Origin of the sequence: Bradyrhizobium sp. A5 (genome assembly GCF_042076515.1) — a bacterium.
In the GTDB taxonomy this organism is placed as follows: Bacteria; Pseudomonadota; Alphaproteobacteria; order Rhizobiales; family Xanthobacteraceae; genus Bradyrhizobium; species Bradyrhizobium cosmicum.
Map to the genome: position 1 here is coordinate 329,774 of NZ_CP148990.1, position 13,112 is coordinate 342,885.

10 protein-coding genes are annotated in these 13,112 nt (G+C 64.2%); 8 read left to right on the forward strand and 2 right to left on the reverse strand.

Translation table 11 applies throughout. The features are described from left to right. Nucleotides 1-108: 108 nt before the first annotated feature. Nucleotides 109-1,057 (forward strand): IS630 family transposase gene (locus WHZ77_RS01515; protein WP_375309229.1). Its coding sequence is split into 2 segments (ribosomal slippage): nt 109-444 and nt 446-1,057, totalling 948 coding nucleotides; the frame shifts between segments, so codons are not numbered across the junction. Between the two features lie 6 nt (nt 1,058-1,063). Here WHZ77_RS01515 and WHZ77_RS01520 read toward each other — a convergent pair. Together WHZ77_RS01520 and WHZ77_RS01525 are read right to left on the reverse strand one after the other, a co-directional pair. Continuing rightward, the gene (locus WHZ77_RS01520; RefSeq protein ID WP_375312075.1) at nt 1,064-2,284 is read right to left on the reverse strand and encodes an ABC transporter substrate-binding protein; all 1,221 of its coding nucleotides are present in this window, start codon (nt 2,282-2,284) and stop codon (nt 1,064-1,066) included. A gap of 86 nt (nt 2,285-2,370) precedes the next feature. Next, nucleotides 2,371-3,921, reverse strand: a complete 1,551-nt coding sequence (locus WHZ77_RS01525; protein WP_375312076.1) for a long-chain fatty acid--CoA ligase — start codon at nt 3,919-3,921, stop codon at nt 2,371-2,373. A gap of 278 nt (nt 3,922-4,199) precedes the next feature. On the opposite strand from WHZ77_RS01525, the gene WHZ77_RS01530 reads away from it, so the two are divergent. The 7 genes from WHZ77_RS01530 to WHZ77_RS01560 all read left to right on the forward strand — a co-directional run bounded on the left by WHZ77_RS01530 (nt 4,200) and on the right by WHZ77_RS01560 (nt 13,007). Next, nucleotides 4,200-5,336 (forward strand): acyl-CoA dehydrogenase family protein, encoded by a 1,137-nt coding sequence (locus WHZ77_RS01530; protein WP_375312077.1) that lies wholly within the window; start codon nt 4,200-4,202, stop codon nt 5,334-5,336. A 123-nt stretch (nt 5,337-5,459) separates the two neighbouring features. Then, nucleotides 5,460-6,623, forward strand: a complete 1,164-nt coding sequence (locus WHZ77_RS01535; protein WP_375312078.1) for an acyl-CoA dehydrogenase family protein — start codon at nt 5,460-5,462, stop codon at nt 6,621-6,623. Continuing rightward, on the forward strand, nt 6,623-7,279 hold the full coding sequence (locus WHZ77_RS01540) for a glutathione S-transferase family protein (protein ID WP_375312079.1): 657 nt from the start codon (nt 6,623-6,625) through the stop codon (nt 7,277-7,279). The genes WHZ77_RS01535 and WHZ77_RS01540 overlap by 1 nt, the downstream gene beginning before the upstream one ends. 173 nt (nt 7,280-7,452) lie before the next feature. Beyond that, nucleotides 7,453-8,253, forward strand: a complete 801-nt coding sequence (locus WHZ77_RS01545) for a helix-turn-helix domain-containing protein (RefSeq protein ID WP_375312080.1) — start codon at nt 7,453-7,455, stop codon at nt 8,251-8,253. Between the two features lie 155 nt (nt 8,254-8,408). Beyond that, a complete protein-coding gene (locus WHZ77_RS01550) occupies nt 8,409-9,275 on the forward strand; it encodes a 3-keto-5-aminohexanoate cleavage protein (RefSeq protein ID WP_375312081.1) in 867 nt (288 codons plus the stop codon). Between the two features lie 142 nt (nt 9,276-9,417). Then, complete coding sequence (locus tag WHZ77_RS01555) at nt 9,418-11,034, forward strand: acyl-CoA carboxylase subunit beta (protein WP_375312082.1); 1,617 nt, start codon at nt 9,418-9,420, stop codon at nt 11,032-11,034. Continuing rightward, nucleotides 11,031-13,007: an acetyl-CoA carboxylase biotin carboxylase subunit gene (locus WHZ77_RS01560; protein ID WP_375312083.1), complete on the forward strand. Its 1,977-nt coding sequence runs from the start codon at nt 11,031-11,033 to the stop codon at nt 13,005-13,007. Before WHZ77_RS01555 ends, WHZ77_RS01560 begins: the two co-directional genes overlap by 4 nt. Nucleotides 13,008-13,112: the final 105 nt, after the last annotated feature.

Genomic DNA, 13,112 nt, shown 5'->3' on the forward strand with positions numbered 1-13,112 from the left:
TGGCCGCTAGCGAACTAGAGCGGTTCATCGATTGATTGAATCGGGAGGGATTCCGTCGGGCGGCGGTTTGTGATTCAAGATGCTGGCTGGATCGGAGGCCAGCATCAGATGGTCCGACCTCTTTCGAATGATCTTCGTGAACGAGCCGTGAAGGCGGTGGAATCCGGCGAGAGTTGCCATGCTGTGGCGGCCCGGTTCGATGTTGCAGTGTCGTCCGTCGTGAAGTGGAGGCAGCGCTATCGCGCGACGGGTTCGGTGGCGCCGGGCAAGATGGGCGGTCACCGTAAGCCGGTTCTGGGGCCGCATCGAGCGTTCATCGTGGAGCGGATCAGGCAGACGCCACATCTAACGCTGCACGGGCTGAAGGACGAGCTTGCCGCGCGAGGCGTGAAAGTCTCACACCATGCGGTATGGACCTTCCTGCGACGCGAAGGTCTCAGCTTCAAAAAAAACACTGTTCGCCCTTGAGCAGGGTCGCGCCGACGTCGCGCGGCGGCGGCAGCGCTGGCGCAGCTTGCAGGATCGCCTCGATCCAAGCCGCCTGGTGTTCATCGACGAGACCTGGATCAAGACCAACATGGCCCCGTTGCGCGGCTGGGGATCCAAGGGCGAGCGGTTGCGCGGCTTTGCGCCGCACGGTCACTGGCGAACCCTGACCTTCCTCGGTGCCCTACGCTCTGACCAGCTCACTGCGCCTTGCGTGTTCGACGGACCGATCAACGGCGAAAGCTTCCGCGCCTATGTCGAACAGCAACTCGTCAAAGTGCTCAAACCGGGCGACATCGTCGTCATGGATAATCTCGGTAGCCACAAGTCCCCGACCGTCCGGCAGATGATCCGGAAAGCCGGCGCAAGACTGTGGTACCTGCCGCCGTACTCACCCGACCTCAACCCGATCGAGCAAGTCTTCGCCAAGATCAAGCACTGGATGCGCATCGCACAGAAGCGCACGATCGACGACGCCTGCGACCACATCGGCAACCTCGTCAGAAGCGTTCTGCCCAGCGAATGCAGCAACTACTTCGTTAATGCCGGATACGCTTCTATCAAAAAATGAAACGCTCTAGCCGCCCGTTTCGGCGCTGATGATGTCGCCGAACAGGTCCCACTTGCCGCCCTTGAACTGCATCATCTTGAGCTGCTCGATCGGGGCGAAGTCGCCGGAGCCGGTGTTGATCTTGATGCCGGGTATCAGCGTGTCGGGTGCGAAATCCTTAAGGCTCGCAGCCTGCTTCATCACGTTCTCCCGGGTCAGATCGTCGCCGCACTGCTTCAACGTCTGCACCAGAGTCTGCGCCGCGGCATAGCCGTAGACCAGGTTGGTGTCGGTGATATCGGCGCCTGGCATGTACTTGTTCACGAAGGCCAGGAACTTCTTCATGCCTTCGTCGTCCTTCCATTGCGGGTCGGCGGCGTCCTTCAGGTAGCCCGCCGACAGCACGCCCTCGGAGGCCTGCAGGCCGGCCGGCTGCATCACCGCGCCGATCGAGATCGAGACGTCCGTCATCACGTGCATCGGCTTCCACTCGAGTTCGGCGATCTTCTTGATCGCCTGCGCCGCGAATTTCGGCGTCGCGATGTTGACGAAGACGTTGGCGCCGGTGCCCTTCAGCTTGACGATGTGGGAATCGATCGAGGGCTCGGTGGTCTCATAGCTCTCTTCGGCGACGATCAGCGAGGACGCCTTCTCGCCGAAGATCTCCTTGATGCCGGCGACGTAATCCTTGCCGAAATCATCATTGGCATAGAAGATCGCGACCTTGGCATCGGGCTTTGCCTTCATGATGTACTTCGCGAAGATTCGCGCCTCGACCCGGTAGCTGGGCTGGAAGCCCATGGTCCACGGGAAGGCCTTCGGATCGTTCCACTTGCTGGCGCCGGTGGCGAGGAAGAGCTGCGGAACCTTCTTGGCGTTGTGATATTTTTGCACGGCGGTCTGGGTCGGTGTGCCCAGCGCGTTGAAGACGAGAAAGACTTCGTCGCTCTCGATCAGCTTGCGGACCTGCTCCACCGTCTTCGGCGGCGAGTAGCCGTCGTCGTAGGAGATGAAATTGATCTTGCGGCCGTTGATGCCGCCCTGGTCATTGATCATCTTGAAATAGGCGTCTTCAGTCTTGCCGATGATGCCGTAGGCGGAAGCGGGGCCGGAATAGGCCTCGACATTGCCGATCTTGATCTCGGCGTCGCTGGCACCCGTGTCGTATTTCTTCTGCGCGTAAGCGCCCTGGGTCGTGAGCAACGTCAGCGCGGTTGCCGCGGCGAGCAGGGAGAGTTTCTTGTTCATGAAAATTCCTTGGGGTTTTCTTTGAGGCTTCTTCTGGTTGGGCAGGCACGTCTCGAAAAGAAAAGCGCCCGAAACGGGCGCTTTGATCAGGCGCTGGCGACCTTCCTGTCGACTTCCGAGGCGACGGAAAAGTCCTTGCGCAAGGTCGGCTTGTGGATCTTGCCGGTCGCGTTGCGCGGCAGCGCATCGACGAAGCGGACCTGGCGCGGACATTTGAACCGCGCCAGATTCGCCGCGCAGTGCGCGAAGACATCGGCCTCGGTCAGCCGCTGGCCGGGCTTGACCGCGACGATGGCGAGACCCACCTCGCCCCATTGCGCGTCGGGAATGCCGATCACGGCCGCTTCCGCGATCGCATTGAGCTGGTGCAGGACGTTCTCGACCTCCGCCGGATAGACGTTTTCTCCACCGGAGATGTACATGTCCTTCCAGCGGTCGACGATGTAGTAGAAGCCTTCGTCGTCGATGCGCGTCGCGTCGCCGGTGTGCAGCCAGCCGTCGGTGAAGGACGTCTTGTTCGCTTCCGGCCTGTTCCAGTAGCCGGGCGTGATGTTCGGCCCCCGAACCCGGAGCTCGCCGAGTTCGCCGACATCGGCATCGCTGCCGTCGGGGCGGACGATCCGCACCTCCGTGTGAAGCACCGGCTTGCCGGCGGAGCCGGCTTTTCGCGCCGCGTCCTCGCGGTCGAGTACCAGCACGGCGGGCGACGTCTCGGTCATGCCGTAGCCTTGCTGAAGCGCGACGCCGCGAGCCTCCCAGACTTTCAGCAGCGGCACCGGCATCGGCGCGCCGCCGACACCGCCGACGATCAGCCGGCCAAGATTGGTGGTCGCGAAGGCCGGATGCTGTGCCATGAACTGGTAGATCGCCGGCACGCCGAAGAACACGTTGATGCCCTGCGCGGGATCGTCGATCAGGCCGAGCGCGACACCGGGATCGAAGGCACGCATGATTTGCACGGTGCCGCCGGCATGCAGCACCGGATTGGTGTAGCAATTCAGCCCGCCGGTGTGGAACAGCGGCAGCACGGTAAGCAGCACCGAGGCCGGCCCGATGCAGGCGGGGCCGCCGAGATTGACGCAATTCCAGAAGGTCATGCCATGGGTAATGGTCGCGCCCTTCGGATGTCCCGTGGTGCCCGACGTGTACATGATGGTCGAGACGTCATCGAGCGTGACCTCTTCGGCACGGTCGAGAGGCTTGGCGGCGGCGATGCCGGCCTCATAGGTGCCGCCGGGGCCGAGCAGCAGGCTCGTTGCGACGTTGCAGAGCTTCGCGACGGCGAGCGCGGTTTCGGCCAGATCAGTATCGTGGATCATCACCTTCGGCGCGCAATCGCCAGTGATGAACTGAAGCTCGGGAACGGTGAGGCGGGTGTTCAGCGGTACGAAGATCGCGCCCAGCCGCCCGCATGCGAACTGCACTTCCAGCGTATCGGTCGTGTTGAGCGCCAGCACCGCAACGCGGTCGCCACGCGAGACCTTCAGCGTGTCGCGGAGGAAGCCGGCCAGGCGCGCGATACGCGCATCGAACTGCGAATAGGTGAAGCGGCGCTCGCTGGCGAGGTCGATGACCGCGACCTTGTTGGGTGTGCGGCGGCCATGATGAGCGATCCAGTCGTAGTAACGAACGGCCACAAATTCCTCCCTCGGCGGTCTGGTGCCGCCTGCATTTTTATTGTCATGCACCATGCCCGGCATGGCCCTGGGGGGCCAGCCGGAGTTTTGTGCAGCACTTCTTTTTGACTTGTTCTTTGATCTGGAGTTGGCCTGCGGGGGACGAAAATCGTCTTGCGTTGAGTTGCTAGTGCGATAGTCAGTCTCCAAACGGCTCTGTGGCCAGCCACTCGGCGCAAGTGAACCGCTATCGTTCCGGCCATTGTGGACGGGACGAATCCGCCAGCGAGGCGAGCGCGATGAAGAGCCCGTTCTATACCGCCGAGCACGATGCCTTCCGCGACGTGATGCGGCGCTTCGTCGACAAGGAGATCGCGCCGTTCGCCCATGAATGGGACGAGGCCGGGGAATTCCCCCGCGTGCTCTATCGCAAGGCGGCCGAGATCGGGCTGTTGGGGCTGGGATTCCCTGAGGAATATGGCGGGATCGCCGCCGACCAGTTCATGAAGATCGTGGCGAGCCAGGAGCTGGCGCGGGCGGGCGCCGGCGGCATCAGCGCCAGCCTGATGAGCCACACCATCGGCTCGCCGCCGATCGCGCGTGCGGCGCGCCCCGAGGTCAAGGCACGTGTGCTGCCGCAGGTGCTCGCCGGCGAGAAGATCTCCGCGCTCGCGATCACCGAGCCGGGCGGCGGTTCTGATGTCGCGGGCCTCCGTACCAAGGCGCGGCGTGACGGCAATCACTACGTCGTGAGCGGGGAAAAGACCTTCATCACCTCGGGCATCCGCGCCGATTATCTGACCGTTGCGGTGCGCACTGGCGGCGAGGGCGCCGGCGGCGTCAGCCTGCTCCTGATCGAGGGCGACACCCCCGGCCTGTCGCGCATCAAGCTGAAGAAGATGGGCTGGTGGGCCTCCGACACCGCGACGCTGCATTTCGACGAATGCCGCGTGCCGGCCGAAAATCTGATCGGAGAAGAGGGCCAGGGCTTCAAGATCATCATGCAGAACTTCAACAGCGAGCGCATGGGCATGGCAGCAGGCTGCACGGCCTTCGCGCGGGTTTGCCTCGATGAGGCGATCGGCTACGCAAGGGAGCGCAAGACCTTCGGCAAGCCGCTCGCCCAGCACCAGGTCATCCGCCACAAGATCGTCGACATGGCGCAGAAAGTTGCCGCGTCGCAGGCCATGCTGGAGATGCTGGCCTGGCGGCTGGAGCAGGGTGAGAGCCCGGTTGCGGAAATATGCATGATGAAGAACCAGGCGACGCAGACCATGGCGTTCTGCGCCTCGGAAGCAGTGCAGATTTTTGGCGGCGCCGGCTTCATGCGTGGCATCAAGGCCGAGCGCATCTACCGCGAGGTCAAGGTCAACGCCATCGGCGGCGGCACCGAGGAGATCATGAAAGATCTGGCGTCACGGCAGATGGGGTTGTGACGGATACCGTCATTCCGGGGCGCGCGTAGCGCGAGCCCGGAATCCATCGTACCGCAGTACGCGTGGAGAAATGGATTCCGGGTTCGGCGCTATGCGCCGCCCCGGAATGACGAGAGGAAAGAGATGCTGTTTACCGCCGACCACGACGATATCCGCCGGTCCCTGCAGAAATTCATTGCCGCCGAGATCAATCCTCATGTCGATGAATGGGAGAAGGCCGACATCTTCCCGGCGCACGAGCTGTTCAAGAAGATGGGCAGTCTCGGCTTCCTCGGATTGAACAAGCCGGTCGAGTTCGGCGGCTCGGGCCTCGACTACTCCTACGCGCTGATGATGGCGGAGGAACTTGGCGCCATCACCTGCGGCGGCGTGCCGATGGCGATCGGGGTGCAGACCGACATGGCGACGCCGGCGCTGGCGCGGTTCGGCTCGGACGAGGTGCGGCGCGAGTTTCTCAGCCCCTCGATCTCGGGCGACTTCGTCGCCTGCATCGGCGTCTCCGAGCCCGGTGCCGGCTCCGACGTCGCTTCGATCAAGACCAATGCGCGCTCGGACGGCGACGACTACGTCATCAACGGCGGCAAGATGTGGATCACCAACGGCACCCAGGCCGACTGGATCTGCCTGCTCGCCAACACCGGCGATGGGCCTGTTCACCGCAACAAGTCGCTGATCTGCGTCCCCATGAAGAGCAAGGGCGTCAACGTCGCCCGAAAGCTCGACAAGATGGGGATGCGCTCCTCCGACACTGCGCAGATCTTCTTCGACGATGTCCGTGTGCCCAAGCGCAACCGGATCGGCGAGGAGGGCAAGGGCTTCACCTACCAGATGATCCAGTTCCAGGAGGAACGGCTCTGGGGCGCGGCCGCCTGCCTGAAGTCGCATGAATACATCATCGACCAGACCATCGAATATACCCGCAACCGCAAGGCGTTCGGCCAGAGCATCCTCGACAACCAGGTCGTGCACTTCAAGCTTGCGGAGATGCAGACCGAGGTCGAGCTGCTGCGCGCACTGATTTATCGCGCGGCCGAAGCGCTGGTGGCCGGAGAGGATGTGACGCGGCTTGCGACCATGGCCAAGCTGAAGGCCGGCCGACTCGGGCGCGAGCTCACTGACGCCTGCTTGCAATATTGGGGTGGAATGGGCTTTACCAACGAGACGCCGGTCAGCCGTGCCTATCGCGACAGCCGCCTGACCTCGATCGGCGGCGGCGCCGACGAGGTCATGCTGATGGTTCTGTGCAAGATGATGGGCACGCTGCCGGGTAGTAAGGGGAACGCCTGATGATCACGCTCTATCACTGCGACGCCGCGCGCTCGTTCCGTCCGCTCTGGATGCTGGAAGAGATGGGCCTTCCCTACGAATTGAAGATGCTGCCGTTCCCGCCGCGCGTCTTCGCCAAGGAATACCTTGCGCTCAATCCGCTGGGCACCATTCCCTTCATGGTCGACGGCGAGACCAGGATGACCGAATCCTCCGGCATCTGCCACTATCTCGGAATCAAGCATGGGCCGACGCCGCTGATGGTCGGACCCGACGATCCCGCCTATGGCGCCTTCCTGAACTGGATGTATTTCAGCGACGCCACGTTAACCTTCCCGCAGACGCTGGTGCTCCGGTACACCCAGCTCGAGCCGGAGGAGCGCCGCAATCCGCAAGTCGCCGGCGATTATGCAAAATGGTTCTTAGGGAGGCTGCGCGCCGTCGAGGCAGCGACCGCGAGTGCTGAAACCTTGTGCGCCGGCCGCTTCACCGCCGCCGACATCGTGATCGGCTACGCACTCTGCCTCGCCGATAACATTGGCCTGGCGAAGGACTTTGGGCCAAATGTCGCAGCCTATTGGGCACGATTGCAGCAGCGCGATGGCTTCAAGCGCGCGGTTGCTGCGGAGCAAAAGGCCGGCGCCGAACAGAATGTTGCGCCGCGTGCGAGGGCGTAGCTTCGTCGGCTGATGAAGTTGCTGCTTGCCAGTTCCGGTTTCATCCTCTGGACGTCCCGGAATGATGATGTTTTGCGCTCCATGATAGCGCTATCCCGTCGTGACAGCGCCCGAATTTCCGCTAAGGTGACCTCCGTCCGCAGCGGCCACAGAGCCGCGCGAGGAGGATCCCAATGGAAGCTATCGGTCGCGAATCCGACCACCTGATGCTGATCACACCCGAGCGGGTCTTCTATGCCGGTCTGCTCGGCCGCCCTCGCAAGCGGACCCCCGGCTGCTGCCACGTCTATGTGGCCGTGAAGGGCAACCTGCATCTGACGATCGACGACGCCCTCGCTACCGGTGAGCTGTTCGTCACCATGCCGAACCAGCGGCATTCCATTGCCAGCGACTACCGCACTGCAATCAGCGTGACGCTCGAGCCGGAAAGCATGCCGGATGGCGTGATCGAGGCCTTGGCCCAGCGGCTGACAGGGCCCGACAGGGCGCTCTACGCCCGCAAGATCCTCGCCGCCTACGAGCTGCTGCGCCAGCGCCGCTATGGCGACATCACCACCGCCGAATTCGACGAGATGTGCTTTGGCGAGGCGCTGCCGCGCCGTGTGCTCGACCCGCGCGTGATGCGTGCCGTCGCCCGCATCGGCCGCTTCACGGGCGAGCCCGTGACCGCGGATACATGTGCCGCGGACGCGGGTCTCTCCGCCTCGCGCTTCCTGCACCTGTTCAAGGAGGAGACCGGCATCTCCTTCCGTTCCTTCCGCGCCTGGAAGCGCGCGCGGCATTTGCTGCACTTCGCCAACCAGGACCTCAACCTCGCCCATCTCGCGCAGGACATCGGCTATCCCGACTCGACCCACTTCAGCCATTCGATCCGCCGCTTCTACGGCCTCAAGCCGCGCGCGATCTTCGTCGGCTCGCGCGACCTTGCGATCTATCGCAGCACCGAGACGGTGAGGCTGGCGGAGGCGAGTTAGCGCCGGTCTTCGTAGTCCTTCGCAGGGTGGGTTACGCCTTCGGCTAACCCACCCCTCAACTCGCTCCTTTTTCCAGCTTCTCCGCGCAAGAAGCAGCATGCCGCGCGTCACATGATCGCAAGCGTTGAATTCTCAACGTGCGAGACATTAGTGGCATGAGCGACAAGGCCGTCATCACCTGCGCGCTGAACGGCGTGCTCACCGACCCGAAGCAGCACAATGTTCCCGTTACGCCCGAGCAGATGGCGCGCGAGGCCAGGGCTGCGTTCGACGCCGGCGCCAGCGTCATGCACATCCATCTGCGCCAGCAGGCGCCGGGCAAGGGGCATCTGCCGTCCTGGGAGGTCAGTGTCAGCAGGGAGATCCAGCAGGCGATCCGCGAGGCCTGCCCCGGTGTGATCATCAACCACACGTCGGGCGTATCAGGGCCGAACTACAGCGGCGCGCTGGACTGCATCCGCGAGACCAAGCCTGAGATCGCCGCCTGTAACGCCGGCTCGCTGAATTATCTGAAGGTCAAGGCGGACAACACCTGGGCCTGGCCGCCGATGATGTTCGACAACGCGGTCGAGAAGGTGAAGGACTATCTCGATGTCATGAACGCGGTCGGCACCATTCCCGAGTTCGAATGCTTCGATGTCGGCATCGTTCGCTGCGTCGGCATGTACCATCAGGTCGGCATGTACAGCGGTCCGCTCGAATATAATTTCGTGATGGGCGTGGCGTCCGGCATGCCGTCAGATCCCGATCTGCTGCCGATCCTGATCAAGCTGAAGCGGCCCGAAGCGCATTTTCAGGTCACCGCGATCGGACGCGAAGAGATCTGGCCGCTGCACCAGCGCTGCGCCGAGCTCGGCGGCCATCTGCGCACCGGGCTCGAGGATGCCTTCTATCTCGCTGACGGCAAGAAGGTGACGTCGAACGGCCAGCTGATCGAGGCCATCGCCGCCTGCGCCCGCCGTGCCGGCCGCGACATCGCGAGCCCCGCCGAGGCGCGGAAGATCTTTGGGACGAACAGGTAGTCACACACTCCGTCATTCCGGGATGGCCCGAAGGGCCACGCCCGGAATCCATACTCCCGATCGTGGTTATGGATTCTCAGATGCGCAAGTGCGCATCGTAGCTCGCGCTACGCGCGTCCCGGAATGACGAGCAGGAGCTTTGATGTCCATTCTCGAAAACACCATTTCCCCCGGCAGTGCCGCCTATCAGGCCAATCGCGACGGCATGTTCGGCCTGATCGACCGCATGCGCGCTCTGGAAGAGCGCACGCGCGCCGCGTCGGCCGCGGCAAAGGACCGCTTCCACAAGCGCGGGCAATTGCTGCCGCGCGAGCGCGTCGCGCTGGTGCTCGATCCCGGCGCGCCCTTCATCGAGCTGTCGACGCTCGCCGGCTACATGTTCGACGTGCCGGACGCGAACAAGAGCGTGCCCGGTGGCGGCGTCATCGCCGGCATCGGCTTCGTCTCGGGTATCCGCTGCATGGTCAGCGCCAACGACGCCGGCATCGACGCCGGCGCGCTGCAGCCCTACGGCCTCGACAAGACGATCCGCGTGCAGGAGCTCGCGCTGGAGAACAAGCTGCCTTACGTCCAGCTCGTCGAGAGCGCCGGCGCCAACCTGTTGCGCTACCGCGTCGAGGATTTTGTCCGCGGCGGCAACATCTTTCGCAATCTCGCGCGCCTTTCCGCAGCGGGGCTTCCGGTCGTCACAGTTACGCACGGTTCGTCCACCGCAGGCGGCGCCTACCAGACGGGCCTGTCGGACTACATCGTCATGGTCCGCGGCCGCACCCGCGCCTTTCTTGCCGGGCCGCCGCTGCTGAAGGCCGCGACCGGCGAGATCGCGACCGAGGAAGAGCTCGGCGGCGCCGAGATGCACACGCAAGTGTCCGGCCTCGGTGATTACCTCGCCGAGGACGACCGCGACGCGCTTCGCATCGCGCGCGAGATCATGGCGGCGCTGGAATGGGAGCGGCCGGGCAGGGGGAGCGCGGAATTCAAGCCACCGCGTTACGACCAGGACGAATTGCTCGGCATCATGCCGATGGACCACAAACGTCCCGTCGATATGAAGCAGGTGATCGCGCGCATCGTCGACGATTCCGATTTCACCGAGATGGCACCGAACTACGGTCCTGCCACCGTCTGCGGCCATGCCCGCATCGAGGGCCAGGCGATCGGCATCGTCACCAACAATGGCCCGCTCGATCCCGCCGGCGCCAACAAGGCGACGCATTTCATTCAGGCCTGCTGCCAGACCCGCACGCCGATCCTCTATCTCAACAACACCACCGGCTACATGGTCGGCAAGGCCTATGAAGAAGCCGGCATGATCAAGCACGGCTCGAAGATGATCCAGGCGGTGACGTCGGCGACGGTGCCGCAGATCACGATCTATTGCGGTGCCTCGTTCGGCGCCGGCAATTACGGCATGTGCGGCCGTGGCTTCCATCCGCGCTTCTGCTTCTCATGGCCGAACGCCAGGACCGCGGTGATGGGCGGCGAGCAGGCCGCCGAAACCATGGCGATCGTGACCGAGGCTGCCGCAGCCCGTCGCGGCAAGCCGGTCGAGAAGGAAAAGCTGGAGGCGATGAAGGCGCAGATCATCGGCGTGTTCGACGGCCAGATGGATGTTTTCTCGACCAGCGCGCGCGTGCTCGACGACGGCGTCATCGATCCGCGCGACACCCGCGCGGTACTGTCCGAAGTGCTGGCGATCTGCCGCGAGGGCGACGCACGCACGCCTCAGCGCATGCAGTTCTCGGTGGCCCGCCCATGAGGAACGGATCAGTGCAGCACCGGCCGTTCTTCAAGGTCCTGATCGCCAATCGCGGCGAGATCGCACTGCGCGTGATGCGCAGTGCGCGGCGGCTCGGCCTCGGCGTCGTCGCGGTCTATTCGGACGCCGATCGCGACGCGCTCCACGTCAAGCAGGCCGACCAGGCCGTGCGCATCGGCGAAGCCTTGCCCGCGCAATCCTATCTCAACATCCCCGCCATCATTGCTGCGGCAAAAGCCAGCGGTGCGGATGCCGTGCATCCTGGCTACGGCTTCCTCGCCGAAAACGAGGATTTTGCGCGGGCCTGCAGGGATGCCGGGCTGGCTTTCATCGGCCCGTCGCCGCAGGCGATTTTGGCGATGGGCAACAAGGCCGGCGCCAAGGAGATCATGAAGAAGGCCGGCGTGCCCTGCGTGCCCGGCTATCAAGGCGCCGACCAGGGCGACGAGGTCATGCTCGCGGAGGCCAAAAAGATCGGCTTCCCCGTCATGATCAAGGCGGTCGCCGGTGGCGGCGGCCGCGGCATGCGGCTCGTCACCGATGCGGCCTCCTTCCCGGATGCGCTGCGCAGTGCACGGTCGGAGGCGAAGGCGGCATTCGGCGACCCCACTGTCATTCTCGAACGGGCCATCCAGAATCCCCGCCACATCGAGATCCAGGTGTTCGGCGATAGCCACGGCAACGCCATCCATCTCGGCGAGCGCGATTGTTCGGTGCAGCGGCGGCATCAGAAGCTGATCGAGGAGGCGCCATCGCCCGCGGTCACGCCGGAGCTGCGCGCGAAGATGGGCGAGGTCGCCGTCGCCGCGGTGAAGGCACTGCGTTACGAGGGCGCCGGTACGCTGGAGTTCCTGCTCGACGCGAGCGGCGAATTCTACTTCATGGAGATGAACACGCGCCTCCAGGTCGAGCATCCCGTCACCGAGGCGATCACCGGGCTCGATCTCGTCGAGCTGCAGCTGCGCGTCGCGCGCGGCGAGCCGTTGCCGCTGAAGCAGCAGGACATCCGCTTCTCGGGCCACGCTATCGAGGTGCGGCTCTGCTCCGAAGATGCGGCGCATGATTTCATGCCGCAGTCCGGTCGGATGGCGTGCTGGCAGGTGCCTGATGGCATTCGCGTCGAGCACGCGCTGCAATCGGGGTCGGAGATCGCACCGTTCTACGATTCCATGATCGCCAAGGTGATCGGCCATGGCGCCACGCGCGAGGAGGCCCGGGGGAGATTGATCCTCGGCCTGGAGCAACTCGTTGCGCTCGGCGTGACGACCAATCAGGCGTTCCTGCTGTCCTGCCTGCGACATCCCGGCTTCGCCAAGGGCGAGGCGACTACGGCCTTCATCGGCGCGCATCGCGACGAGCTGTTGGCGCCGCCTGCAAACAGCGCATTCGGCGCAGCGCTCGCCAGCCTTTTGCTGTACGTGACCAATCCGCAGGCGCTCCCTTGGCGTAGCGGCCGGAGCCTTGCGGCAACGTTCCCGTTGCCGGCGAAAGTGGAGATCTCTGGCCATACGCACGAGCTCGAGGTTACGCGCGAGCGCGACGGCAGCTACACCGTCGCCAAAGACGGACGCCAGGACAAATTCGAGATCGACCAGCTCGATCCCGCCGCCATTCGCTTCCACCACGACGGTGTGATGGACAGCGCAAAGTTCCTGCGCGACGGCGACCGGCTCTATCTCCAGCACCGCGGCGTCCCGCTCGCGGTCACCGATCTCACCCTCGCCGCGCCAAAGGCCGCCGCAAGCAACGGCGGTGACGGCAAAGTCCGCGCCGCCATGAACGGCCGCGTCGTCGCCGTCCTGGTCAAGCCGGGTGACCGCGTCACCGCCGGTCAGCCGGTACTGACGCTGGAAGCGATGAAAATGGAGCATGTCCACAAGGCCGGCATCGATGGCGTCATCGCGGCGATCGACGTCGCCGAGGGCGAGCAGGTGACGACGGGCAGGATCGTGGCGGAGATCGGGGCGGGGTAGCGCGGCGGACGCAATATCGTAGGGTGGGCAAAGGCGCAAAGCGCCGTGCCCACCATCGTGCCGCGATGTCGTTTGAAATGGTGGGCACGCTGCTCTTTGCCCACC